This is a genomic window from Spirosoma fluminis (assembly GCF_054778895.1).
The window spans coordinates 173,004-199,316 of record NZ_BAAGZD010000019.1 but is presented as its reverse complement, the minus strand read 5'-3'; the positions used below and the strand labels follow the sequence as shown (position 1 = coordinate 199,316).

At 50.6% G+C, this 26,313-nt stretch carries 22 protein-coding genes; 12 read left to right on the top strand and 10 right to left on the bottom strand.

Annotation, left to right across the window (positions count from 1 at the left end):
* Window positions 1-155: 155 nt before the first annotated feature.
* The 4 genes from nspC to ACYVBJ_RS19790 form a co-directional block, all read right to left on the bottom strand.
* Window positions 156-1,307: a carboxynorspermidine decarboxylase gene (gene nspC, locus ACYVBJ_RS19805; RefSeq protein ID WP_460984040.1), complete on the bottom strand. Its 1,152-nt coding sequence runs from the start codon at window positions 1,305-1,307 to the stop codon at window positions 156-158.
* Window positions 1,308-1,324: 17 nt separating this feature from the next.
* Complete coding sequence (locus ACYVBJ_RS19800; protein WP_460984039.1) at window positions 1,325-1,777, bottom strand: energy transducer TonB; 453 nt, start codon at window positions 1,775-1,777, stop codon at window positions 1,325-1,327.
* Between the two features lie 151 nt (window positions 1,778-1,928).
* A complete protein-coding gene (locus ACYVBJ_RS19795; RefSeq protein WP_460984038.1) occupies window positions 1,929-2,720 on the bottom strand; it encodes a hypothetical protein in 792 nt (263 codons plus the stop codon).
* 87 nt (window positions 2,721-2,807) lie between these two features.
* A complete protein-coding gene (locus ACYVBJ_RS19790; protein WP_460984037.1) occupies window positions 2,808-4,022 on the bottom strand; it encodes a saccharopine dehydrogenase family protein in 1,215 nt (404 codons plus the stop codon).
* A gap of 182 nt (window positions 4,023-4,204) precedes the next feature.
* Between ACYVBJ_RS19790 and ACYVBJ_RS19785 the strand changes: the two genes are divergently transcribed.
* From ACYVBJ_RS19785 to ACYVBJ_RS19775, 3 genes are all read left to right on the top strand, one after another.
* Window positions 4,205-4,636, top strand: coding sequence for a WapI family immunity protein (locus ACYVBJ_RS19785; protein ID WP_460984036.1), 432 nt, complete (start codon window positions 4,205-4,207; stop codon window positions 4,634-4,636).
* A 148-nt stretch (window positions 4,637-4,784) separates the two neighbouring features.
* Complete coding sequence (locus tag ACYVBJ_RS19780) at window positions 4,785-5,228, top strand: WapI family immunity protein (RefSeq protein WP_460984035.1); 444 nt, start codon at window positions 4,785-4,787, stop codon at window positions 5,226-5,228.
* 123 nt (window positions 5,229-5,351) lie between these two features.
* On the top strand, window positions 5,352-6,002 hold the full coding sequence (locus tag ACYVBJ_RS19775) for a TetR/AcrR family transcriptional regulator (protein WP_460984034.1): 651 nt from the start codon (window positions 5,352-5,354) through the stop codon (window positions 6,000-6,002).
* A gap of 72 nt (window positions 6,003-6,074) precedes the next feature.
* Here the strand turns inward: ACYVBJ_RS19775 and ACYVBJ_RS19770 are convergent, their stop codons facing one another.
* The gene (locus ACYVBJ_RS19770; protein ID WP_460984033.1) at window positions 6,075-7,370 is read right to left on the bottom strand and encodes an aminopeptidase P N-terminal domain-containing protein; all 1,296 of its coding nucleotides are present in this window, start codon (window positions 7,368-7,370) and stop codon (window positions 6,075-6,077) included.
* Between the two features lie 126 nt (window positions 7,371-7,496).
* Between ACYVBJ_RS19770 and ACYVBJ_RS19765 the strand changes: the two genes are divergently transcribed.
* Together ACYVBJ_RS19765 and ACYVBJ_RS19760 are read left to right on the top strand one after the other, a co-directional pair.
* Complete coding sequence (locus ACYVBJ_RS19765) at window positions 7,497-9,059, top strand: S8 family serine peptidase (RefSeq protein ID WP_460984032.1); 1,563 nt, start codon at window positions 7,497-7,499, stop codon at window positions 9,057-9,059.
* Between the two features lie 29 nt (window positions 9,060-9,088).
* Complete coding sequence (locus tag ACYVBJ_RS19760; RefSeq protein WP_460984031.1) at window positions 9,089-9,460, top strand: DMT family protein; 372 nt, start codon at window positions 9,089-9,091, stop codon at window positions 9,458-9,460.
* 16 nt (window positions 9,461-9,476) lie between these two features.
* Here ACYVBJ_RS19760 and rfaD read toward each other — a convergent pair whose 3' ends face one another.
* A complete protein-coding gene (gene rfaD, locus ACYVBJ_RS19755; protein WP_460984030.1) occupies window positions 9,477-10,442 on the bottom strand; it encodes an ADP-glyceromanno-heptose 6-epimerase in 966 nt (321 codons plus the stop codon).
* Window positions 10,443-10,709: 267 nt separating this feature from the next.
* Between rfaD and ACYVBJ_RS19750 the strand changes: the two genes are divergently transcribed.
* Both ACYVBJ_RS19750 and lpxB read left to right on the top strand, forming a co-directional pair.
* On the top strand, window positions 10,710-11,126 hold the full coding sequence (locus ACYVBJ_RS19750; protein ID WP_460984029.1) for a 6-pyruvoyl trahydropterin synthase family protein: 417 nt from the start codon (window positions 10,710-10,712) through the stop codon (window positions 11,124-11,126).
* An 82-nt stretch (window positions 11,127-11,208) separates the two neighbouring features.
* Window positions 11,209-12,345 carry a lipid-A-disaccharide synthase gene (gene lpxB, locus ACYVBJ_RS19745; protein WP_460984028.1) on the top strand — a complete coding sequence of 379 codons (1,137 nt, stop codon included), beginning with the start codon at window positions 11,209-11,211 and terminating at the stop codon, window positions 12,343-12,345.
* Window positions 12,346-12,366: 21 nt separating this feature from the next.
* Here the strand turns inward: lpxB and map are convergent, their stop codons facing one another.
* The 3 genes from map to hisB all read right to left on the bottom strand — a co-directional run bounded on the left by map (window position 12,367) and on the right by hisB (window position 15,140).
* Complete coding sequence (gene map / locus ACYVBJ_RS19740) at window positions 12,367-13,131, bottom strand: type I methionyl aminopeptidase (RefSeq protein WP_460984027.1); 765 nt, start codon at window positions 13,129-13,131, stop codon at window positions 12,367-12,369.
* A 54-nt stretch (window positions 13,132-13,185) separates the two neighbouring features.
* Entirely contained in the window at window positions 13,186-13,752 is a 567-nt protein-coding gene (locus tag ACYVBJ_RS19735) for a 1-acyl-sn-glycerol-3-phosphate acyltransferase (protein ID WP_460984026.1), read from the bottom strand.
* Window positions 13,753-13,991: 239 nt separating this feature from the next.
* Entirely contained in the window at window positions 13,992-15,140 is a 1,149-nt protein-coding gene (hisB, locus tag ACYVBJ_RS19730; RefSeq protein ID WP_460984025.1) for a bifunctional histidinol-phosphatase/imidazoleglycerol-phosphate dehydratase HisB, read from the bottom strand.
* 351 nt (window positions 15,141-15,491) lie between these two features.
* Here hisB and ACYVBJ_RS19725 point away from each other — a divergent pair, with 351 nt between their 5' ends.
* From ACYVBJ_RS19725 to ACYVBJ_RS19705, 5 genes are all read left to right on the top strand, one after another.
* Window positions 15,492-16,496, top strand: a complete 1,005-nt coding sequence (locus tag ACYVBJ_RS19725) for an NYN domain-containing protein (RefSeq protein ID WP_460984024.1) — start codon at window positions 15,492-15,494, stop codon at window positions 16,494-16,496.
* Between the two features lie 18 nt (window positions 16,497-16,514).
* Window positions 16,515-17,813: an anthranilate synthase component I family protein gene (locus ACYVBJ_RS19720; RefSeq protein WP_460984023.1), complete on the top strand. Its 1,299-nt coding sequence runs from the start codon at window positions 16,515-16,517 to the stop codon at window positions 17,811-17,813.
* Window positions 17,814-17,921: 108 nt separating this feature from the next.
* Complete coding sequence (locus tag ACYVBJ_RS19715; protein ID WP_460984022.1) at window positions 17,922-18,413, top strand: hypothetical protein; 492 nt, start codon at window positions 17,922-17,924, stop codon at window positions 18,411-18,413.
* A 205-nt stretch (window positions 18,414-18,618) separates the two neighbouring features.
* Window positions 18,619-21,486 carry a TonB-dependent receptor domain-containing protein gene (locus ACYVBJ_RS19710; protein WP_460984021.1) on the top strand — a complete coding sequence of 956 codons (2,868 nt, stop codon included), beginning with the start codon at window positions 18,619-18,621 and terminating at the stop codon, window positions 21,484-21,486.
* 51 nt (window positions 21,487-21,537) lie between these two features.
* Complete coding sequence (locus ACYVBJ_RS19705; protein WP_460984020.1) at window positions 21,538-22,293, top strand: GLPGLI family protein; 756 nt, start codon at window positions 21,538-21,540, stop codon at window positions 22,291-22,293.
* 415 nt (window positions 22,294-22,708) lie between these two features.
* On the opposite strand, the gene ACYVBJ_RS19700 is transcribed toward ACYVBJ_RS19705, so the two are convergent.
* Entirely contained in the window at window positions 22,709-26,194 is a 3,486-nt protein-coding gene (locus ACYVBJ_RS19700) for a ThuA domain-containing protein (protein ID WP_460984019.1), read from the bottom strand.
* Window positions 26,195-26,313 lie beyond the last annotated feature (119 nt).

Below are 26,313 nucleotides of genomic sequence, written 5' to 3'. Positions count from 1 at the left end.
TGTTGTATTGCTAAAAATCTTCGTAAATTTACCTCGGAACTGCCTTAGAGCAGTACACCTTTAGCTGTCTGACAGAAACCTGCGAACGTTCTTGTGCGCAGGTTTTTTGTTTATATACTTCAAAAAAATCAGGGCGCTATACCCCAAGCGCCTGACTAACTCAGCCGATCCTTGAAGCTTTCGTAGCCATAGGATCTGACGAGCTGGAACGTATCGTTTTCTTTCCAGATACCAATGCTGGGCAGATTGACACCGTTGAACGTGGTTGTTTTCACCATCGTGTAGTGAATCATATCGTCGAACACAATTTTATCCCCAATCTCGAGGGGCTGATCGAAGGAGTAGTCGCCCATGAAATCGCCTGCCAGGCACGTCATGCCGCCGAGCCGGTACGTGGGTTTATCGGCAACGGGTTCGTGGTAAGCGCCGATAATCCGGGGTTTATAGGGCATCTCCAGCGTATCGGGCATGTGCGCGGCAAAGGACGTATCGAGTACGGCAACCTCAATTCCCTGACTGTTCAGTACATCGAGCACCGTCGACACCAGTACGCCCGTTTGCCAGGCAATGGCCGAACCCGGTTCCATAATAACGTCTACGTTATATTTCTGCCGGAAGGCCGTCAGCAACGTAATCAGGTGATTGGTATCATACCCCTCACGCGTCATCAGGTGGCCGCCACCCAGGTTCACCCAGTTAACCTGATGCAGCAGATCGCCAAAACGACTTTCCAGGGCCTGAAGAGTGCGTTCGAGGGTGAACGAATCATTTTCGCAAAGGGTATGAAAGTGAATCCCTTCTAAACCTGCTGGTAATTGATCGGGCAGTTGGTCGCGGGTAGCGCCTAGCCGGGAACCCGGTACGCAGGGATTATACATATCCGTCGCCACTTCCGAATACTGCGGATTCACCCGAATGCCGCACGAAACCCCTTTGCCGGCCACCCGACCGCTGAAGCGCTCCCACTGGCTCCAGGAGTTGAACGTTAAATGACTGCTACGTTCAACGACTTCATCGAATTCATCTTCACGATAAGCGGGAATATAACTATGCGCTTTTACGCCCATGTACTCGTTCACCAGTTTAATTTCGTTGAGTGAACTGGCCGTTGCCCCGCTCAGGTACTCGCGTACGAGCGGAAACGCGCTGTACATAGAAAAGCCTTTCAAGGCCAGAATGATGGTTATTCCAGCCGCCTTTTGTACCGAATCAATCAATTCGAGATTCCGCCGAAGTTTAGCTTCTTCCAGCACGAAGCAAGGCGATGGAATGGTTGTATGGAGGTGTTGCTGTAAGGTCGTATTCATACTGCAAAGGTACGAAACTAATGGCCTTTAGGTCGTGGATAGTCAATACCAAACAGTATCGGTAATGTATAGTTAACGAGCAGCAATCTGCCCGATTGGCTACCTGGTTTCCACAAGGGCATGGCTTTTACCACTCGTATTGCTTCTTCGTCACATCCATGACCTAAGCCCTGCATTACCTGAAGATCGGTGAGTCGGCCATCTTTCCGGATCACAAATGAAACAAAAACACGGCCTTTGATTTTGGCTTTTACCGCTGCTGATGGGTATTGGATATTTTCTTTCAGATAAGCCCACATGGCCTCAATACCACCCGGAAACTCAGGTGGCTTTTCGACAATGGTAAAAATCTCGCGGTCGAGCTGATCGGTAGATTGGGCTAAACAGTCGGTTACTGTAATTAGAAATAGGCTTAAGCCTAGAGCAGAAACGAATATTGGTTGACGGCTGCGGTTAAGATAAGCAGGCATGCGTCTGGAGTTGATAAAGTGAGTTGTGTTACTCCAGAGCAAAAATTAGCTTAGTATACGTACGCCCGGCGGTGGTAGCTACAAACATGGCTTTTGCGGATTTGGTGTATACCGCATGGATGTAGCCAGGTCTGTTATTCCATAAGCCAGCCTACAAATTGTCGTACTGTTTCACTAACGTAATGGCATCGTTCTCCGTTTTGAAGCTTAGTTTCTCCTGTTTCGCAAAGGCTTTGAGGGCATCCTGGCGGTCGTTTAAGGCATCGATCAGCGATTTTTCGGAGAGTTTTACTTTCAGCAGCGTCTGGTCGGGCTTCAGGACGTAATAAGCGAACGCATCTTTGAAGGTATCGTACCGGACGTCATTGGAGTACGGGTCTTTGTAATCCGCTTTCTTAAACTGTTTCACAATGCGTTTCAACAGCGCTGATTTTCCTTTATACAGCACCAGGAAATACCCATTTTTAGCCGCCTGATCGTCGGTTTTGGCCATAGGAATTCGCTCGAACAAGTACGATTGGCCGGCTGCGTTCTGGAATTGAAAAGCCTTCACCTGATCGGCATTGACAATAATCGAATCGTTGCCTACCCAGGTACGTAATAAAATCAGCTGCTGCCGAAAGGCGTCGAACTTAATCGGAACGTCTTTGTAGTTCTGACCGGCAACCATGTCAATTCTGCCTTTATTCCACTCGGGCAGAAAGTACGGCGTTCCGCGTAGACCTTCGTAGCGATTGTCGATGGTGTTCACCATTGTATATGGTCCCGTACCGACAATCTGGCTTGTTGACTGGTACGTCTCATAGCCGTTTCGCTGCGTATTGGGGTTAAACGGCTGATTAATCGGCTTGGTCGCTTTGGTTGAGTCGGGATTTTGACGAATCTGAGCTAATCCGTTACCTGCCAGAGCAACTACGATAAGTGTGGAAATAAGGGTTTTCATGGAGTCTTACGTCGGGTTTGTTACCCTAACTAACGAAAAATCCCGTTACGTCACGTAACGGGATTGGTAATTTTATTCGGTCTGAAATTAAGCCGGGTATTCGTGCGGGAGCGGGATATCCACGCGTTCGTTAACGGGCAACCCTTGTTTATTCATCTGGTCGATAAACGGATCGGGGTCCAGTTCCTCGCAGTTCCAGACGCCCGGCTTCATCCAGACACCGGTAACCATCAGCATGGCACCAATCATGGCCGGTACGCCCGTCGTATAGCTAACCGCCTGACCGCGCACTTCCTGATACGTTTCGGCATGGTCGCAGTTGTTCCAGATGTAATACGTCCGGTCGGCGCCGTCTTTAACGCCTTTAATCTGGCAGCCAATGCTGGTTTGGCCGGTGTAATTTTCGCCGAGCGTATCGGGAGCGGGTAACACGGCCTTCAGGAATTCGAGCGGCACGATGTCCATCCCGTTGAATTTAACGGGGTCAATACGGGTCATACCCACATTTTGCAGCACGTCCAGGTGAGTCAGGTACGCCTGGCCGAAGGTCATCCAGAACCGGGCCCGCTTCAGGGTCGGAAAATTCTTGACCAATGATTCCAGCTCTTCGTGGTACAATACGTACGATTCCCGCTCGCCAATCTCGGGATACTCAATCGGTTTGTGAATGCTCATCGCCGGAATCTCGACCCATTCACCGTTCTCCCAGTACCGGCCCGGCTGGGTAATCTCACGAATGTTGATCTCCGGATTGAAGTTCGTGGCAAAGGCTTTCCCGTGATTACCCGCGTTGCAATCGACAATGTCGAGGTAATCCATCCGGTCGAAGTGGTGCTTATTGGCGTAAGCCGTAAACACCTGCGTAGCACCCGGATCGAAGCCGCAGCCGAGGAGCGCCATCAGGCCCGCCTGCTCGAAGCGCTCCTTATAGGCCCACTGCCAGCTATATTCGAACTTAGCGACGTCTTTGGGTTCGTAATTGGCCGTATCCATGTAATGCACACCCGCTTCCAGGCAGGCATCCATGATGGGTAAGTCCTGATAGGGGAGGGCTACATTGATGACCAATACGGGGTTAAAGGCGCGAATAAGGTCGACCATGTCAGCGACCACATCAGCATCAACCTGTGCCGTTTGAATCTGTACGCCGTGCATTTCCTGAATCTCAGCCGCAATTCGATCGCACTTCGCTCTAGTGCGGCTGGCGAGCATAATCTTCGTGAAAACCTGGCTGTTCATCGCGCATTTGTGCGCTACGACGCTGCCAACTCCACCTGCTCCAACAATGAGCACGTTTGCCATGTAGTCTACGTTCGTTAGTTGGTGATCGTTATTTTGCTCGCAAAGATAGAGAAAGTCGGCAAGCTGGGTAAAGAGATCCTTCAGATCGCTGATCAGCAGTGGTAGAAATTATAAACAGGCTGCTAAACAAAATAATAGTATATTTGTTTACTAGATAAATCTGATTATCAGCCATCCTCGTTATGAAACTTATATCTCCTACTGGCTCTTTTGAGCTCTCGATCCTCGGCTACAGTAAAAAAACGACAAACTGGCGCGAACGTAATAAGTTGCAGTGCCGGTTCTCAACGTTCTGGAGTCAGCAGCGTGACACGCAGTCGCTTCCGCTGCAAACCTGGGAGATTGGCCGGATAGTGACCGGCCTCCGCTCGCTGACCAGTAAACTGGTCAACCGCATTCAGCTAAGTTTTTCGGAGCCCGGTTTAAGCGTGGAAGCTAGCGCACTGGCCAATGACAGTTACCGCCTGCAAATTCAGCTCGACCATGCGCTCACGCCTGCCTGGCACCGCTACCCCGATTTTCCGATGGAAATGGATATTGTGCTCACCAAAAGTGAGTTGCAGGAAGCCATTGGCGATTTATCCCGGCAGCTTGATACGTACCCAGAACGTTAACCAGCGCTAAATACCCCAACCCAGTCCCGGTTTATGGTTCATAAGCCGGGATTTGTGTTTTATTCAACCGAGCCTTACCTTGCCGACGTATATACCTTGCGTTTATGTCTAGTGTAAGCGTTAGCTAGTGTAAACTGTCTCTTCGACTATGCTCCTAATCGGTCAGCGGAGTTTTTTTGAATTGAACATTCTCGATTACGAGCATGCACCGGATGCGACCGTATCATCGGATCGTAATTTGTTGTGGGTAGCCGTTCGATCGGGCTGGCAGCATCATCAGTCTACCTCAACGGCAGCGATTCTCCACACCTACGAAATTGACGTATTACTTGGCTGGCTACGCCATTTGTATGCCACGGGGCGGCCTCAGTCGCGGCTGCTGTTTAGTGAGCCCTGCCTTAGCTTTGAGTGCCTGTCGGCGGATTCCGACGAGTTTCTGCTTCAGATTAAATTAGCGTTCGAAATTGCGCCCGACTGGCACACTGATCCGTTCTCGCCATTTTGGTTGCCTGTAGTCATTTCGAAGCGGAAACTGGCCGAAGCGATCGACCAGTTGGTAGACCAGTTTCTCAATTTTCCGGTACGTCGTTAACGTTACCACTTGGTAACACCGCTTAGAATACTCATATTTGTACCCAGACTACAATTTCAGTAGAGTTATTGTAGTTGTCAGGGCTTACAGAGCTCATACACCTAATTAAAAATTGTTACAAATATGAAAGTCGTCAAGCGTAGAAATCGCCAGATGACCATGGAGCGTATTCTACGTGCTATGGGGGACGTAATGGCCGAGCGTGGGACTGAGAAGGCGGGGATTAACGCCGTTGCCGAACGGGCTGGCGTTAATAAAGTACTGATTTACCGCTACTTTGGGGGGTGGAATGGTTTGCTGGAAGCGTATGTTCAGCGCGGATTTTTCCTGTCGATGTTCAATGAAAAGTTTCTCGAATCGGTACCTGATAACTTACCCGCCGAAAACCGGAGTAAAGTATGGTCAGAATATACGATTCAGTTTATGCGCGAGTTTCGTGCCCGCAAACCGTCGCAGGAGTTGATTCGCTGGGAGATGACGCACGGCGAAACGGAACTGGCCCGGCGGTTGGCTGAATTTAGGGATCAATCCTATAAAAACCTGGTTGACAGACTGGCCCCTTATTCTGATTACGATCCGATCGCAATCACCAGCCTGATGATATCGGCGGTAACGTACCTGGTGCTGACCAGCAGCCAGCGCGATCATGTTGTGGACATTGATCTGCGGTCGGAGGCCGGTTGGGAACGTCTGGAAACAGCGATTCGCCGAATTTATTCAAGCTTAAATATTGCCCTCGAACGCGAAACGGCAAAACATGCCGAAGCGAAGTAATGCATGGCCGGTTCGGTTGACGTAGTACGATTTCTGGGTGCGTCCTCAAAAATCGTACTACGTCAATCTTTTTTATCGGTTCATCAATGCTTCAATTTCTTCGGCTTCGAGCGGGATATTGGCCATCAGGTCGATGTTACCCGTTTCGGTAAGCAGTACGTTGTTTTCCAGCCGGATACCCAGCTTCTCTTCGCGAATGTAAATGCCGGGCTCAACGGTAAATACCATTCCCGGCTCCATGTTGCGGTATTTATTGCCAACATCGTGAACATCCAACCCTAAAAAGTGCGACGTACCGTGCATGAAATATTTCTTGTACAGCGGCAGATCAGGGTCCTGTCTGGCTACTTCGTCGCGGTCGAGTAAACCCAGCCCAATCAATTCCGATTCCATCACTTTACCGACTTCGCGGTGGTAGTCGTCCCAAAGGTTGCCGGGCCGAAGCATCTGTTTGGCTTCGTTCATAACCCGTAGCACGGCGTCATAGACCGCCCGCTGCCGGGCCGTAAAGCGGCCATTCACGGGCACTGACCGGGTCATATCGGCATTATAGTTCGCGTATTCAGCGCCTATATCGAGCAAAATTACGTCGCCGTCCTGGCATTGCTGGCTGTTGTCGATGTAGTGCAATACGCAGGCGTTGGCTCCCGAAGCAATAATGGGTGAGTAGGCGGCTCCCCGCGAGCGATTCCGGATAAATTCGTGCATCATCTCAGCCTCGATCTCGTACTCCCAGACGCCTGGTTTGATGAAGCCTAATAACCGCCGAAACATCTTATCGGTGATGTCGATGGCCGTCTGGAGCAGCTGCACTTCCTGCGGCTGCTTAATGGCCCGCAGGAAGTGCATAAGGGGGGATAGCCGTTCCAGGTGGTGCAAGGGGTACTTTTGCCGGAACTCCTCAATATAACGAGCGTCGCGCGTTTGTACGTCGACGGTGGCGCGGGTATGTTCGTTGGTGTTCAGGTAAACGGATTCGGCTTCGAACACCATCTGGCCAAAGACCTGCTCGAACTGGTGGGTCCAGTACACTTGTTTTTGTGGAATACCCGAAACCTGTTCGGCCTCCTGTTTGGTGAGTTTGTGGCCTTCCCAGATCTCAATCAGCTCGCTGGTCTCGCGCAGAAACAACACTTCCCTGAGTTTCGGGTCGGGATGGTCCGGAAACAGCACAAACCGGGTTTCTTCCTGATCGACGCCCGTCAGATAAAACAAATCGTTGTTCTGGCGGAACATCATGGTGCCATCGGCGTTGGTGGGCATGATGTCGTTCGCGTTCACGATCACCATGGATTTGGGCTTTAATAAAGCGGTGAGCCGCTGGCGGTTTTGAACGAAGAGTTGATTGTCGATTGGTAAATAACGCATACAGCAGTAAATTCAGGCTGCAAAATTGATTCGTTTGCAAAGAAAGCTAAAAAGCAGAAAGAGTTTTTCAGTATTTGCGTGTTTACACGTGTAGCAAATACGCTTAACACTTACCTAAACTGGTTCATGAAGGTTCGCCTGATTTCTTTGTTGTGTGTGCTAACGCTGGCTGGCAACGCGCAACCAAACCGCGTTGCTGAGCAGTCGCCCAAATACTGGATCTTGCTGGATGCAAAAGATCAGGCCCTGGCTCCCTCGTTGTCGCCGAAGGCCCTGGCGCAGCGCCAACTTCAGAACCTGTCCATCGACGATACCGATCGGCCCGTTTCGACGGCGTACCTTACTCAGCTGAAGCAGCTTGGCGTTCAACCCGTTTGTCAATCGCGCTGGTTAAATGCCGTATCGGCCCGCTTGTCAGCCCAGCAACACGTGCAGGTGGCGGCCCTGCCGTTCGTTAAGGAAATCAAAGCGATTGACCCGGCTATTGTGATTACGTCCCTGAATCGCTCCGACGAACCCGTTCCGGCCAAGCTGCAGTTGGCCCCCGTTATGACCCAGATTCAGGCCAACGACTTCGCTCAGGCTGGTTTGACCGGGCGATTTGTGTCCATCGGCGTCATCGACGCGGGTTTTTTCGGAGCCGACTCCGCCAATGCGCTGAAGCACGTTTTCGCCCGCGAGGGCGTAAAACGCGTTCGGGATTACGTGAACGAAAAGAAAACACACAACAATCTGTTTCGTACGCTGGAAACGTTTTCGGATACGCACGGTACGGAGGTGCTGGCCGCCATCGCGGGCAGCGACCCAACCGAAAATATTCAGTACGGTCTGGCCACCGATGCTACGTTCTACCTCGCCCGTACCGACCAGGGAAATCGGGAGTATCGGGGTGAAGAAGACAACTGGGTAGCCGCTATGGAGTGGATGGACAGTCTGGGCGTGCGGCTGATCAATACCTCGCTGGGCTACGCCAAAGGCATGAGCAATCCCAAAGAGAACTACGAGCCAGGGCAGATGGACGGGCATACCAGCCTGATTAGTCGGGCGGCTCAGATTGCCGCTGATAAAAAGGGAATCCTGATTATTGTATCGGCCGGTAATGAGGGCGACGACCGCTCCTGGCGGATCATTAGCACCCCCGCCGATGCGCAGGGGGTGTTAGCGATCGGCGCGACCAACAACAAGCTTTGGAACCGCATTGGTTACAGCAGCATCGGACCGGAAAGTCTGCCGTACCTGAAACCGAACGTATCATGTTTCTCGCTTTATGGAACCTCGTTGTCGGCACCGGTAATTACGGGCTTTGCCGCCTGTCTGATGCAGGCCAATCCAAAGTTGACCAACAAGCAGTTAATGGACATTATTGAAAAGTCGTCGCATCTGTATCCCTACGGAAATAACTACGTTGGGTACGGAGTTCCGCAGGCATCGCGGGCATTGACGCTGCTTAGAAACGAACCCCTGTCAGCCAGCGCACGCTCCGTAAAAGCCACCGGAAAAACCTTCACCCTACCTGTAACCACCAGTGAACAGGCCGTATCGGTCTTCCATAAGAAAGATGCTACGCACGTATTGCAGCAGGAGGTTACGAAAATCAACGCGGGTAAGCTGACGCTGCGTCGGGAGAATAACGAGAAACAAACAACAGTTGACCTCAAAAAAGAAGTAATCGAGGTAATCTGGGAATAGATTGATCAGACGAACTTGCTGGTTCTAGAATGAAAGGGATTTATTGCGTTCTGCTGCTGACGTTTTCCAACGTATTTATGACTCTGGCCTGGTACGGTCATCTTCAACTTAAGCAATACCCAACACTGGCGAAACTTTCGCTGTTCGGCATTATCATGCTAAGCTGGGGGCTGGCGTTCTTCGAATACATTTTTCAAGTGCCCGCCAACCGGATCGGCTCGAACGAGACAGGTGGGCCTTTCTCGCTGTTTGAACTCAAAACCATTCAGGAGGCTGTGTCGCTAACGGTGTTTACAATCATCACCGTTTATTTCTTCAAGACCGATAAGTTAGCCTGGAATCACCTCGTAGGTTTCTTCTTTATCGTGGTGGCGGTCTTCTTTATTTTTAAGAAATGGTAAGCTAACGGGCAAACGATTACAGGTACTGGCCCTTCATCAGGTAATTCGTTACGTAATCAGAAATGCCCTCTTCAAGCGAAGAAAACGGTTTATCGTAGCCAATGGAACGAAGCTTTCCCATACTGGCCTGGGTGAAGTACTGATACTTGTCTCGTATGTCGGATGGGGTGTCGATGAAGCTGATCTGAGGGCTGCGCCCCATGGCCTGGAAGGTGAGAGTGGCCAGATCGAGGAAGGTGCGGGCTTTGCCGCTACCGAGGTTGTAGATGCCGGCGTTACGTCGGTGATGCATCAGAAACAAGCAGACTTCCACTACATCCTTTACGTATACGAAATCACGCATCTGTTCGCCATCGGCAAAATCCGGATTGTGCGAGCGGAACAACTTCATCTGCCCTGAGCTACAGATCTGGTTATAGGCGTGGAAGATAACCGACGCCATCCGGTCTTTGTGGTATTCGTTCGGACCGTAGACGTTGAAAAACTTCAGACCAGCCCAGAAAAACGGCTTCTGTTCCTGCTCCAGCGCCCAGATGTCGAAGGTGTTTTTCGACTCTCCGTACGGATTCAGCGGCTTCAGGTGCGGAATCACCGATTCATTATCATCGTAGCCGAACTCCCCCAAACCATACGTGGCGGCTGAAGACGCATAAACCAGAGGGATCTGGTAGTCGATACATCGTTTCCAGATCTGTTTGGAATACTCGACGTTGAGGTGATCGAAGATGTGGTAATCCTGCTCGGTCGTATCCGTGCGGGCACCGATGTGAAAAATAAATTCCACCTCCTGGTAATTCTGATCGAGCCAGTCAAAAAACACCTCCCGATCGACCCGCTCCTGAATCCGTTTCCCCGTAAGGTTCGCTTCTTTACGTGGGTTCGAGAAGTCATCGACGGCAATGACAAAATTGAAATTTTCCTGATTCAACTTGCTGATCAAACAGCTTCCGATAAAACCGGCGGCCCCCGTAACGATAATCATAAATTGGTAGTCGTAAACGTGTTTATTGCTATAAAGAGGTAGGAATCAGGTGAAATGAAGTGAAATTGGCTGTAAAGATACAGCTTTTCGATTGGACTATAGAATAGCGTTTTTAGGGATTAATTTGCATTTTTCTGATATGTAGACTCGTATGACAACCACGCCTACAGAACAATTGTCATTTTTATCCCGCTTTGAGAATTTGTACCTTTGCCGCTTAATTTCATACCCGGCGTTTCTGGCAACCGCCCTATCTAAACCAGAAAAATGGTCTATATTAACAGAATCGAACATTTCAACGCGGCCCACCGGCTTTATAACCCAGCCTGGTCGGAAGAGCGGAATAAAGAAGTTTTTGGCCCGTGCGCCAACATGAACTGGCACGGCCATAATTTTGAGCTGATCGTAACCGTAAAAGGCGAACCTGATCCAGACACGGGCTTTGTTATCGATCTAAAAATGCTGGGTGATATTGTCCGGCGGGAGGTTATCGATAAGGTTGATCACAAAAACCTGAACCTCGACGTAGACTTCATGCAGGGAAAGATGGCAAGCTGCGAAATCTTCATCATGGAGATCTGGAAGATTCTGGAGCGCGCTCTGGAACCCGTTACCGAAGCGCATCTGCACCAGCTTCGCCTGTATGAAACACCGAAAAACTTTGTCGATTATTTTGGCGAATAGAGAATAAGCGTCATTCGTTGTTATACAACGTCATTGCTGGTCAAAACAATGAGTGACGCTGTATGACAACGAATAACGAGCAATGACGTATTATCTGATAGCCGGTGAGCGTTCCGGCGATTTACACGGCGGTAATTTGATCCGGGCCATTCGGAAGCAGGACCCCTCGGCAAGTTGCCGGGCCTACGGGGGTGAGCAAATGGAAGCGGCCGGTGCTACGTTGGTGCGGCATTACCGCGAGATGGCGTTCATGGGGTTTCTGGAGGTCATTAAAAACCTGGGTACCATCCGCCGGATTATGCGCGAGTGCCAGGCTGATCTGCTCAAAAACCGCCCTGACGTACTGATCCTGATCGATTACGCCGGGTTTAACCTTCGCATGGCCCGGTTCGCAAAAAAGCACGGCATCCGGGTCTTTTATTACATTTCGCCGAAAGTGTGGGCCTGGAATCAGCGCCGGGCTCTGAAAATTAAAGCTACCGTCGACCGGCTGTTCACCATTTTACCGTTCGAAACCGAATTCTTCGCTAAATACGATTACAAAGTCGAATACGTTGGCAACCCGCTGCTCGACGCGCTGGCTGACTTTACACCTGACCCGACGTTTCGCCAGCGATTAGGCCTCGACGCGCGTCCGGTTGCGGTCCTATTACCCGGCAGTCGGCACCAGGAAATTACTTCTATCCTTCCGGTCATGCTGGCCGCAACGCGTCACTTCCCTGATTATCAATTTGTGGTTGGTACGGTAAGCAATCTGCCTGACGCGTTATACGACAGCCTGCTGGCCGACTATCCCGCCGTTAAGCGTGTGTCGGATGCGGCCTATGACGTGCTGAATATAGCGGTGGCTGCCCTGGTTACGTCGGGGACGGCTACGCTGGAAACGGCGCTGCTGAACGTACCGCAAGTGGTTTGCTACAAAACAACCGGCATATCTTACGCCATTGCCAAACAACTGATTGCCGTTCCCTTTATCTCGCTCGTCAACCTGATTGCTGGCCGGGAAGTGGTAAAAGAATTAATTCAGAACGAGCTTACGCCGGATCGGGTGGCGGCCGAGTTAACGAAAATCGTACCGGGCGGTTCGAGCCGGGACGTAATGCTGACCGGGTATGCCGAGGTGCAGAAAAAAATGGGTGACCCTGGCGCGTCTGAACGGGCAGGTCGACTGATGGTGGACGAATTACGTACTGAATCTGTTGGCAGCAATCGTGCGTAGAACCAACATATCAGGCCGGCGCTACGCCCAGATTTGGTTGGCTTCGGTTAAAATGATGGGTTGACCGTCAGTTACTACGATTGTGTGCTCATGCTGGGCAACGTAACTGCCATCCCGCGTTACCAGTGTCCAGCCATCGCCTTTATCATGCGCGTACGTTGCGCGAGTCGAAATAAACGTTTCAATGGCTACAACCGAGTTTTTCTTGAACCGGTACGTATTGGACCGGTCATAACAGCAGAGAATTTCGGTGGGCTCTTCGTGCAAACTCCTACCAACACCATGCCCCGCTAAGTTGCGGATAACCTTGTAGCCCGACCGCTTTGCTTCGGTTTCGATGAGTCGGCCGATGTCGGCAATCTTTACCCCACCGCGTATGTGCTGAATCGATTTACGCAGAATCTTCTTGGAGGTTTCAACCAGATCAGTATGGTGATAGAAGTCAGCTCCCAACACAAAGGATCCTCCATTGTCTGCCCAATAGCCATCCAATTCGGCCGATACGTCAATGTTCACTAAATCCCCTTCCTTAAGTACCGTATTCGGCGACGGGATTCCGTGGGCAATTTCAGTATTGACGCTGATGCACGTCCAGCCGGGAAAGCCATAAGCGAGCCGGGGGGCCGATTTCGCGCCATACCGTTCAAGAATCTGGCCGCCATAGTCATCCAATTCACGGGTTGTCATGCCAGGTCTGGCATACTCACGCATCTCCTTGAGCGTTATGCCAACCACCTGGCTGATTTTCTTGATCCCTAAAAATTCGATGTGTGATGTAATGGACATAGCCGGTCAAACTGACAGTAAAAGCTTCTGAACGGGTCACCAGATTCCAGAACCTTACTCAATAACTCCGGTCTTCTCCCACTTCAGCAACCAATCCTTTTTGATACCGTGTCCCTGGGAAATAAATTGGTAGAAGGGCAGCATGTCCTGCTCGTAATTTCCGGTCACCCACAACGGATCGCCTAAAATAACGAGTTTACGCGGCCAGTCGAAGACTACGGGAATGATGGGAACGTTGGCCTTCAAGGCTATAAAGTAAAAGCCTGTTTTCAGTTTCGATACGTTGCTTCGGGTGCCCTCCGGAGCAATGCAGATGTGGAGTTGGTCAGTACGGTTAAACACGTCGACGATGGCATCTACCATGTTGGTTGACCGGTCACGGTATACTGGTACGCCACCCAGCACGCGAAAAAGCCAACCAGCGTACCACGTAAAAAGCGAGCTTTTGGCGAGGTATTGAATCCAGATATGAATGGTTGGCCGAACGCCCAGGCCAATCAGGAAGTCCCAGTTTGTGGAGTGGGGCGCAACCGCCCAGATGCCCTTCGGGACAGTGGGAACCGGGCCAACTACGCGCCAGCCGGCAACTTTAAATAACCAACGGGTGAACAGACCGAGCATGTTATAAGCTGGAACAGGTAACCGGGAGCAGAAAACCTGACTGCTCCTGGTTACCTGTTGCCTGAATTAATACTTCCGGTCTTTACGCTCCAACCACTTGCCCGTCATAAACGAAGCTGCCAGCAGAACGACGTAAAATAAAATTGTCAACGGGGTTGATAAATCCATGTCAGTATTCGGTTGAAATCGAGTGCAAAAATACGAAACGTGCTGAAATGAGCACCTTACTGGGGTAGATATTACAAAACGCCTTTCGTGCTGGGAAGGTTATCCAGCGCTTTGCGGTCGCGCTGAACGGCCATCTTGATCGCTTTCGCAAATCCTTTGAAAATCGCTTCGATTTTGTGATGTTCGTTATCGCCTTCCACTTTGACGTTCAGGTTGCACTGCGCCGTATCCGAAAATGACTTGAAGAAATGAAAAAACATCTCGGTCGGCATGTCGCCGATCTTTTCGCGCCGGAATTCGGCCTCCCAAACGAGCCAGGGTCGTCCCGAGAAGTCGATCGCTACCTGCGCCAGGGCCTCATCCATGGGCAACAAGAACCCATACCGGTTAGTCCCCCGTTTATCGCCAAGTGCCCGGCGGTACGCTTCGCCCAACGCCAGCGCAGTGTCTTCGATGGTATGGTGCTCATCGATATGCAGATCGCCGATGACCCGAATGGATAGGTCGGCACCTGAGTGCTTGGCGAGTTGATCGAGCATATGGTCGAAAAAGCCAAGACCCGTATGCATGTCGGCCCGGCCTTGTCCGTCAAGATTCAGCTCGATCCGGATTTGGGTTTCCTTCGTGTTCCGTTCTACCGTAGCCGTACGGGCGGGCAGGCGCAGAAACTCATAGATGTTGTCCCAGTCGTCGGTCGTGAAGGCAATTGCCTGCTTCATGGTTTCGGTCAGCCCGTCGACATCCGCGTTCTGCACCGATGACAGACCGTTGGGCGGCAGAAACAGAATAGCTTTTGCGCCTAAATTTACGGCTAACTGCACATCGGTCAATCGGTCGCCAATCACGTAGCTGTTCGCCAGGTCATACGTGTCGCCGAAGTATTCGGTCAGCATACCGGTTCCGGGCTTACGGGTAGGCGCGTTGTCGTGCGGGAAATGGCGGTCAATATGAACCGCTGTAAAGTGAATATTTTCGCCCGCAAATGTGGCCAGCATCTTGTTGTGAGCGGGCCAGAAGGTGTCTTCGGGGAACGAGTCCGTACCGAGCCCATCCTGATTGGTAACCATTACCAGACCGAAGTCAGTTTCTTCGGCAATCCGGCGCATGGCCGAAATCGCTTTGGGAACGTAATCGAGTTTGGCCAGCGAGTCGACCTGCTGGTCGGGCTGGGGCTCAACAATCAGCGTTCCGTCGCGGTCAACAAACAACAGTTTTTGCATAGAGAAGCATTGTAAATCGACAAAGATACGGTCTCGTACGGTTGCAACCGAAAATGTACTACTTTTGCGCGGTAGTTCTTTTTATAGCTGTTTATATATAGTCTGTAGTAGCGCCTGTTCGTAATTTATTCGTTATTGACTTCCTGATTTATCTATTCACACTCGCTTAATAATAGTCTTTCTTTCCGCCGTCCGGGCTGGTTAGACAATCGTATGTATATAAGACTGATTATCGATTAATGCGCAGCCGCTTATCCGAGCAGTGCTACCGGGTACGGGCTGTTTTACAGAAAGCTAAAGGAACGACGCCATTTTTCTTAAAAAAACATGTTTATAAACTACCAGTAAATTATGCCAGCAGCATCCAGGTTGACCCGTATTGGGGTTTTTTATGACGGTAATTATTTTCTACACGTAAGTAACTATTATAATTATTCACACGAGCGACGCAGCCGCATCAGTATTTCAGGACTGCACGCTTTTATCCGCCGTCAGGTTGCTGAAGAAGAAGGAGTTAATGAGCGGTTATGTCAGATTGTTGATGCCCATTATTTTCGGGGGCGGCTCAACGCGCACGAGGCCAATCAGCGCGGCAATCAGCTCTTTTATGACCGGCTTTTCGATGATATTCTGATGTCGGAAGGCGTTGTTACGCACTACCTGCCCGTTAAAACGTACCAAGGGTACCGCCAGGAAAAAGGCATTGATGTATGGTTAGCGCTCGAAGCATTTGAGCTGGCACAGTACAAGAAATTCGATGTTGTGGTGCTCATTACGTCGGATGGTGATTACGTTCCGCTGATCCGGAAACTGAACACGCTCGGCTCGCGGATTATGGTGCTCAGCTGGGACTTCGAATTTCTCAATGAGCAGGGTGAAAAACAGGTAACCCGCACGTCGCAGGATTTGCTGGAAGAGGTTTCGTACCCTGTGGCCATGCATGCACTGATTGACGAACGGAGCCGTAAGAACGACATGGTTATTCAGAACCTGTTCGTGAAGCAGCAGGCAAAGCCCGCATTTACGGCCGTAACGACCAGCAACGGATTCAACAACGGCTACGATAGTGATTTTGATACCGATACTACCTACGACGCGTACGCACACGATCCGCTTACTTATAATCTGTCCGATGACGATAGCGACCCGGAGGGACGTAAGATCAGCACCATCCGAAGTCTGAAAACAGGCTATGGCTTTGTCAATTACCCGCCGAATAACCTGTTCTTTCATTACACCAGCCTGATCGACACGGACTTTAACGAACTACAAGTTGACGACGAGGTCGAGTTTAGCGTGGGTAAAAATGCGGAAGGCAAGGACATTGCGGTCGATGTGCGGTTGCTACGTGCCTAAGAACGACGTAGTGGTTCGATGAGTAGCCGACGCGTTTCAATCCCCAATAGTGACACCTGGCGTTGGCGGGCGCTGGCCTGGGCCGTTGCCCGGCAAGCCGATGACGCCGGATTCGTCGCTTTTCTAGCGAACAACGGCATTCAGTACCCAGACAACCCGTTTCCAGACCGATTATTTGTCGGGGCGAAACGGGTTGTTTCGTTTTCAAATGAAGATTTATTCCGGGAATTGTACAAGGTTCATCAACAGCAGCCGTCCTATCTGGTTGGCTACCTGGCCTATGACGTAAAGAACCGGCTCGAACACCTGAGCAGTCGTAACCCCGACCGGCTGGGCTTTCCCGAAGCTTATTTTGTAGAACCAGCCTGGGTAATTGAGTTTGAAGACGGAGCTGTATGTATTCACGGCGAAGGCGACGTAGAGGCCGTTCTTGAAGCGATCAATAACACGGAACCCATCAAAACCCCGCCCGTCCTGAAGCCGCAGTTGGTGCAATGCCGGGTGTCGCCCGAAGCGTATCAGACTGCTGTCCGGCGCATCCAGGAGCACATTCGGGAGGGCGATGTGTATGAGTTGAATTACTGCATCGAATTCTTTGTAGAGCAGGCTCAGTTAGATCCTCTGGCCACATATTACGCTTTAACCGAGCAGTCGCCCATGCCTTTTTCGTCGTTTCTGAAGGTAGGCGACCGGTACGTACTAGGCGCTTCGCCGGAGCGCTTTCTTAAGAAAGAAGGCCCAAGACTTATTGCGCAGCCCATTAAAGGCACCGCCCGGCGGGGACTGACCCCGGCCGAAGATCAACAGCTTCGGGAGCAGTTGCTCCGGTCGGAAAAGGAGCGGGCCGAAAATTTGATGATCGTCGATCTGATGCGTAACGACCTGGCCCGGAGCGCCAAAACGGGTTCGGTGCAGGTCGACGAATTGTTTGGCATCTATGGCTTTCGGCAGGTGTACCAGATGATCTCGACGGTGTCGGCTACACTACGTTCGGGGGTGACGTGGGCAGATGCCATTCGTCACGCGTTTCCAATGGGCAGCATGACCGGCGCTCCTAAGATTCGGGCGATGGAGTTAATCGATGAGCTGGAGGTGAGCCGCCGGGGGCTTTATTCAGGTACCATTGGTTACGTAACGCCAGCCGGTGATTTCGACTTTAACGTGGTGATCCGGTCGTTACTGTACAATGCCACGAGCCGGTACGCATCGTTTTCGGTAGGCAGCGCCATTACGTATGATGCCGATCCTGCTCAGGAATGGGAAGAGTGTTTGCTGAAAGCTCAGGCCATACGTAACGTATTGGAAAGCAAGGATTAATCCAATTCGTCTCGGCTGAAACGGGTAACGATCTCAACAGCAAACCCCACCAACTAGACAGTTAGTGGGGTTTGTTGGTATGTGTATGTAGGCGACTACCGGGGTGGGTTGCTCGTAGAACCAGAACCTGAGGAGCCACTGCCCGATGAGGAACCGTTTGACGTTGAGCCGTTTCCGGACCGTTTCATTGTGCCTGTTTTTGATGAGCCATTGTGCATCGCTTTTGAGCCCGACGTACTGCCTGTCGAGCCGGAGCCGCTGCGCATGGAGCCGGACCCCGACGATCCGGAATTCATGGTTGAACCGGAAGTCGATGAACCGGTTGAGCCGGAACCTGTTGTTGAACTGCTGCCCGACCGGCCGGAATTCCCGGTACTCCGGTTACTGCTGCTACTGCCTCCTTGCTGGGCCATTACCGAGCCTGCCAGCAGTAAGGCCACCGACAGCATTGCCATTGTCTTTTTCATAGTTGAAACGTTGTGTTTAAGTCGACATCGTATTGTCAACCTATCAACTCTATGTATTTATGTCGGTTTATTAAAATGTACTAAAAAAGAGGTAACGGCGAAGCTGGACTTCCTTAAAATAAATAGTCGGTAAACGCTTGTGGAATTTGAGACAAAAAAGACTCTCTGTCTGTATGTGTGCAATGATTAAAAAGTAAATAAGCCTTTAAATCAGTGAGTTAATCCACTTACGAAAATAACTACTATATTTTTAGTTAAAAATCGTTAATCAGGTATCGTGCAATCGTTTTGCCTGTAGTTTTGCCCTTAATCATCCATTACCTAAACCTTCTCTTTTCATGAAAAACCTTTTCTTAGTCGTCGTACTAAGTCTGCTGACGGCTGCGCTCTTTGCCCAAAGTCCATCGGCACCCACCCGCTTTACGTTACAGGGGCGGGTAGTCGATACGTCAGCCGCTCCACTGGCATCGTCGACGGTGATGCTGCTCAATCCGAAAGATTCATCGCTGGTCAATTTTGGACGGGCGGATGACAAAGGTGCCTTTACGTTCAAAAATCTGAAAGCCGGTACGTATCTGTTGAAGATTTCCTTCGTTGGGTTTATCCCTTACAATCAGGTGATAAGCCCCAATGGAGAGGCTGCGGTAAACCTCGGCGAGCTGAAACTGAAGCCAATTACGAAAGAGCTATTCGAAGTGGTGGTCAAAACAGCGAAAGCTCCCCTGACAATCAAAGGCGATACGATTGAGTACAACGCCAGTTCGTTTAAGGTGCCACCCGGCTCTACTGTCGAAGATTTATTACGTAAACTGCCCGGCGTTCAGGTCGATCAGGACGGCAACATTCGGGCGCAGGGGCAGGAGGTGAAGAAGGTAACCGTAGACGGTAAAAACTTCTTTGGCAACGATCCGAAGCTGGCTACCAAGAACTTGCAGGCTGAAGCTATTACGAAGGTGCAGGTCTATAACGACAAAACCGAGCAGGCCAAGCTGACGGGTGTTGAAGATGGCAAAAAAGAGAAAACGGTTAATCTCGAACTAAAGGAGGAGTTTAAAAAAGGTGGTTTTGGCAAGATTACCGCTTCGGCCGGACCAGCGTCCAACAACCTGCCCGCTCGCATGGAAGTAAAGGGGAACTACAACAAGTTTGATTCCAAGCAGCAGCTTTCGCTGATTGGGTTGGGGAACAATACCAACCAGCAGGGCCTATCGTTCAACGACTATCAGGATTTTAGAGGCAGTAATTCGTTCAACTGGAACGACAACGCCGACTTTGGCTTCAGTAGTGGTGGGCGGTTTATTTACTTCGGCAACGATGACGACGAAAGCCTGGGTATTCCGGTTGATGGCCGGGCCGGAAGGGGGTTCTCCAACAACGTAGCGGCCGGGGCGAACTACAACTATGATACGAAGAAAACGAAGCTGAGCACAAGTTATTACTACAGCCAGACCCGCCTGGAACTCGATGCGTTACGTAACCGCCGGAATTTTTTGCAAAGCGGATCGTTTCGTACCGAAGAAACCAGCAATCAGGTTAATTTCAACGGCAATCACCGCGTTAGCCTGCGGTTTGAGAAGGCACTCGATTCGTTGAATACGCTTGTGTTTGTGAACAATAGTCGGCTAAACAACGGCAATGCCAGTCTGTTCACGCGGCAGAATCTGTTTCGGAGCGCGGGTACCGGGTCCACGGCCGCTGAAGTACCGTCTACCCGGAATACAACGGACAATCGCAACAACTCGCAGCAGTTCGGCTCGGCTAACTCGCTTATTTACCGGCTGAAATTTAAAAAGAAAGGTCGATCATTCGCAGCCAGCGCGTCGTACCAGATTAATACCAACGATGCCAGCCTGGCCTTGAACGCCCGTAACGAATTTCTGGAAGCCACCAACGTGAACGATCAGCTGCGGGTTATTCGGCAGGATCAGGGTACGAATAGCCTTCGCAATGAATACAAAGCCAGTCTGCTGTATGTAGAGCCGTTTGCCAAGAAATTTTTCTGGGAAAGCTTTTACAATTTCAGCCTGCGCTACGATGAGGTCGACCGCGATGTGTTCAATGTGGGTGACGTAAGCCGGGTACGTAACGATTCGCTCAGCCGGTATTACAAAAACAACTATCTGTTTAATCGGCTTGGCAGCAGCGTTCGGTACTCCTACAAAGGGCTGAATCTGTCGGCGGGTTTGGCGGGGCAACAGTTTACGCTTGATGGGCGATACGCGGCCGACCAGACCTCAACGGCGTTCAATTTCATTAACCGTACGTTCACCGCCTTTATTCCCAATGTGTCCTTGAACTACGACATGAAAAATAACAAATACCTGTACGGTGGGTACGATGTCAACGTACGCATTCCATCCTCGCGGGATCTCCAGCCCATTATCAACAATACGAATCCGCTGTTTATCAACGAAGGAAATCCGAATCTGCTCCCCGAGTTGCAGCACAATCTGAACATGGGATTCAGCTATTTCAATCCAGGTAGCTTTACGAACTTCTTCGCGAATATTTACGGTACGTACTACGTCAATCAGATTGTGTACAGCCAGTTCGTTGATCCGCAAACGCTCATTACCCGGACGCGCCCGGAAAACCTGACGGGCGGGCGTAACGTGGGTTCGTATGCCAGTTTTGGGTTTCCGATCAAGAAAACCAAGGTTACACTCAACCTGAATACTAACCTGAATTTTGGCCGTAACCTAACCAATGTCAACAACGTCCTGAACGTAACGAATAACCAGAACGTGAACGTCGGTACGCGGCTGGACCTGACGCCGACCGAGTGGTTTACGTTCTACGGGAATGCCAACATCGGCGTTAGCAATACGCGCTATTCCATCAACTCGGGTCAGAACCAGACGATCATCAATAACAACTTCAGTGGGGATATGAACCTGAAACTCCCCCACGATTTTTACATCAGTACGAGTCTTAATTACAGAGTGTACAAAAACGATCGGTTTGGCTTCGACCAGCGAATTCCACTCTGGAATGCTTCCGCCTATCGCATTCTGGGCAAAGCCAAAAAAGCCGAGATACGCCTGTCGGCCGTTGATCTGCTGAACCGGAATATAAACGTAACGCAATACGCGGGTCAGAACTACGTACAGGATGAGCGTGTATCAACGTTGGCACGCTACTTCTTGCTGAGCTTCTCGTACAACATGCGCGGGGTAAAAGCGAACATGCGCCGGGAAGGTTATTAATTGTTCATTCGTTTCAACGAAGCATTCAGGTCTATACTAATTCACGTATTCATGAGATCGGTATTACTATTATTCATTAGCGGATGGTTGGTCGGTACAACCGCCATCGCTCAGAACACCGAAGGCGTCGTGTCCTATAAGCGCCGAACGCACTGGATTAAAATCATTAGCCGGATGACCTTCCTGAGCCAGGAAGAGAAAGACCGGGCGGCCCAAACCTGGAAGAATTACGAGGAGGAAAATAACGCCGAGAAGATGAAGCTGGCGTTTAACCCCAACGAAAGCTTGTACACCTACGCCAGTGAATCGGGCGAAACAGACGATGGGAGTTATTCGTGGCGTAATTCAGAACTGAAGCTGTACCGGAATTTTGAGAAAGACAAAAAGATCGACATTATGGAAATGTTGGGGAAAACGTACGTCATCGACGATTCGCTGCATACACCAGTCTGGAAAATTGGCAATCAGATCAAGGAAGTCGCTGGCTACATCTGCATGAAGGCGGAAACGGAAGACCCGATTAAGAAGCAAAAAATTACGGCTTGGTTTGCGCAGGATATTCCGGTACCTGCCGGACCGGAACGTTACAACGGTCTGCCGGGCCTGATCATGGAACTAAGCCTGAACGATGACGTAGTGATTGAGGCAACCGGAGTCGCCTTCCGAAAACTGACACCCGATGATCTTAAGCTACCCAAATTAAAAGGCAGGAAGATTGATGATGCTGCCTATGACGCCCTGATTAGGCAGCACATTGCCGAAAGTATGACGGCTCATCGTAACCCCTACTGGGCTATTCGATATTGATAGAGGACAGGCTACGTAGAATTAGAGTAAACAGCAGACTTTTTAGGCTTAATGCAAACAATGTGGTTCCTTTCTCTTGTTGTTCTATAATCAACTTTGAAGCAATGGATATATTTCAAGTGCTAGCCAGCTGGGCTCGTTGGATGTTTGATGCGTTTGGCGTGAACGTCATTTTGAAGAAAATCGCCCAAATTTTTACCAGCAAGAACGGAGAAGATAGCGGATCAGATAATAATCTACTAACTAGCCCAAAACGTCCACAGTCTGGATACGTATCCGAGTTTTGATTGTAACTGGCTAACGGCTAGAGCGTAAATTACGTTAGTCAGACTGTTTGCCGGTCGGTATAACTTTATCAATACGTAAAAAGCCCCGACATGACTGCCGGGGCTTTTTACGTATTGATAAAGACAATTTATTTGCCCTGACCAGTGCTGCTGCCTGAACTGGCAGAGGCTCCCTGAGCCATAAACTGAAGCTTGTCGACGGCGAAGAGTGGCTTTTGACCCGCACCAGGATTGACGAAGACAAAATATACTTTGTGCATACCGCTGGCTGACTGCCGGAAAGGTATCGTAACCAGTCCGGATGAGCCTTGCTTTACGTCGGCTTCACCCAATAGTGTTCCCGTTGGGGAATCCAGACGAGCTTCGAGCTTACCACCCGCCGTGCGGTCGTCGGCGCTGAATGCATTGGCCGCTATGCTTTGAATTCCGGTCAGATCCAGATCGTTGAAGGCCAGATAGCTGCCTGATTTGAGTCCAATGGCGGCTGCGCCAAGTTTTGGAATGTCTGCCTGATAAATGTCCTGCTTAACATCCGCTGTAACGGCTTTCACGGTCGAGGAACGTAGCGCGATGGTGTTCGAACCAGTCTGCGGACCAATAACCGAACTGCCTTTATCTGTATAGCTGGCGGTGAAAATGTACGAACCGTCTTTTTCTTTTGGTTTCGCTACGTACGTGCCTTTGAGGGGCTGCTTGTCGATTTTCTTCTTATCGCCCAGCGACAAAATGTAGCTCACCATCTCTTTGGCTTCGTCTTCTTTCAACTGTGGGTGAGCGCTCATCGCCTGCTCTCCCCAGTTGCCACCACCACCCGCGATAACTTTCTTGGCCAGTTGGTTCACAATAGACGCCCGGCGTTCTTTGGCGTAGCGCTCCGCTACTGCTACGTAAGCAGGCCCAACCGATTTCTTGTCGATGCTGTGGCAGGCTTTGCAATCGCTCAGCTCGATCAGCCGTCGGCCGGTGGCGAAGCCCGTGTTGATCTGGTGACCCTGGGCCAGCATCGCCTTATCGAAGCCTTCGAGGTAGTTAACCGTCACGGTAACATCTTCGGGACTGATTTTTCCAGCTGCCAGCGTACCATCTTCCTTGTCAGCTACTTTTACTTCGTAATCAATTGGCTTGTTGTCGAAATAGAAGGTTTTGTTGCCTTTAATCGCTACCTCAACTTTTGGCGCGTCGTTACCGACTTTGATCTCCATCGTCTTCGTCGATACGTTTCCGCTGGCGTCCGTTACTTTCAGCGTAGGCTGATAGATGCCGGGCTTGCTAAACGTAATGGTTGGGTTCGCCTGCGTGCTCTTTGGCATTCCTTTACCAAAGGTCCATTCATATTTGATGGCGTCTCCGTCGTAATCCATCGTTCCCTTGCTGGAGAAAGCCACGGTGAGTGGAGCCGCTCCAACCACTTTATTCGCGCTGGCTGCAGCAATTGGCTGACGGTTACCAGCATTGTACGTAATATGAACGAGCCGGGCGTCGTCGTTCTGCGCAAACCAGTTGGTACCGTATTCGAGCATCCAGAGTGAGCCGTCTTTGGCAAACTGCATGTCCATGGGGTGGTCAAACTTGGTGTTCGGCATGAACTTCTCCATCTTCACGAAATCGCCGTTTTCGTTCATCGTCACTGGGTTTATCCAGCCACGCATCCATTCGTAGGCAAAAAACTTACCATCGTAATGACGTGGGAATTTCACCGGGCTGTCCGCGTAATCGTCGTAGTAATAAACCGGTCCGCCCATAGCATTACGGCCACCTTTACCCACAATCTCACCAAACTCAGGCGAGTCAGCGTATGGGTAATAAATAAACGCTTTTTGCGCTGGTGGAAGCTCCTTCAACCCCGTGTTATGGGCAGAATAGTTGATGGGCTTCGCTGGATCATTGTATGGACCAGACGTACTGTCGGCAAAATTGAACTGACGATACGGCTTGTTATCAGCGACAAACAAAGGCCAGCCAAAATAGCCAGCTTTCCGTGCCTGGTTCATTTCGTCGTGACCACGAGGACCATATTTGTCGCTGTTCTCGCCAGCGTCGGGCCCTACTTCTCCCCAGTACAGAAAGCCAGTACGTTGGTCAACAGAAATACGGTATGGGTTTCTGTTACCCATTACGTAGATTTCAGGCCGGGCGTTTGGCGTACCTTTTGGGAACAGGTTACCATCCGGAATATCGTAACCGCTGTCAGTACGTGGCTTGATCCGCAGGATTTTACCCCGTAGATTGTTCGTATTACTGGCAGACAATAATGCGTTAAACTTCTTCCGCTCCTTCCGGTCGTCGCTCGGCGAAAAACCTTTGGAGAAGAACGGATTGGTGTTATCGCCAGTGGACAAGTACAGGTTACCTTGCTTATCCCAGGCAATTGAACCTCCTGTATGGCAGCAGTCGTCTTTGTCGTACGTCCGATTTTCGGTTACCGTCAGCAGGAGTTGTTCGGTATTCAGCAGCAGTTCGTTTTTGGCATCGTCCCACTTGACCCGCACCAGCCGGTTGTTCGAATCGGGCTTAACGGCTGAATAATACAGATATACCCATTTATTCTCATTGAATTTCGGGTCGACGTTAAGCCCCATCAGGCCGTATTCGCGGTCAAAGTGTACCGGTACGTTCGCCACCACTTTACTGGTTTTGGTATTCGTATCGTACATCTTAACGGCACCTTTGCGCTCGGTAAACAAGACTTTACCGTTATCCAGCACAACCAGTTCTGTCGGCTCATCGAGTTTCTCCATCAGAACATTCTTCATGAAGCGGTTCTCCTCGGGGAAAGCCTGCGTTTTAGCCTGGCTATACTTCAGGTCTTTCGCCATCACCGACTTGATACCGCCCAGCAGGTGCTGCATAAAGAGCGGTTCGCTGTACGACTCGTCGGTGTGGCCTCCGCCCGTATAGAACGACTTACCGCCGTCGAATTCGCGGTACCAGATGAACGGGTGATTGTCGCCGTTTTTGCCGCCCTCGTAGGTGCTTTCGTCTAATTTTGCCAGGACTTTGATGTCTTTAACGATGCTTTTGTAGCTGTATAGCTCATCGAAGCGTTTCCAGACATCGGGCAGCATTTGGGTAGAGGGGTGGCTTTTATCCAGCACCTTAATGTCTACGTTCTGCTGTTTCGGGTGGTGCAGGAAGTAAGCGCCTACCAACTGGTTATACCACGGCCAGTCGTATTCGGTGTCGGCGGCTGCGTGCACACCAACGAAACCTCCTCCGGCCTGAATGTAGCGCTCAAAAGCGGCCTGCTGCGCGTCGTCCAGTACGTTGCCGGTGGTACTCAGCCAGATTACGGCCCCGTAACGCTTCAGATTATCTTCCGTAAACTTAGATGCGTCCTCTGTCGTGTCAACCGCAAAGCCGTTCTCCTGGCCTAACTTCATGATTGCGCGTCGACCGACCGGAATTGATGCGTGCCGGAACCCTTTTGTTTTAGAGAACACCAGCACCCGATTAAGGGCAGTGGGTTCGCCTTTTGTTGCTGCTGACTGAGTTGTAGCGGACTTAGCGGCTACAGCCCGCTTCGCAGGCGTCTGCGCCCAGGTTGTACCGAGCGTAGATACGGCCAACACACCCGCCAGTAAAAGAGGACGAGTGGGAAGCATGAATTGTTTCATGGGAACGAGAAATTAAGCTTACAGGTTGCGCAAAAAACGTTGACTTATTTTAATGCGCGATAGGCATTAAACAAGAAACAAATGTAGCAAAAAAGCTAGTCTATCCGAAACAATAATTC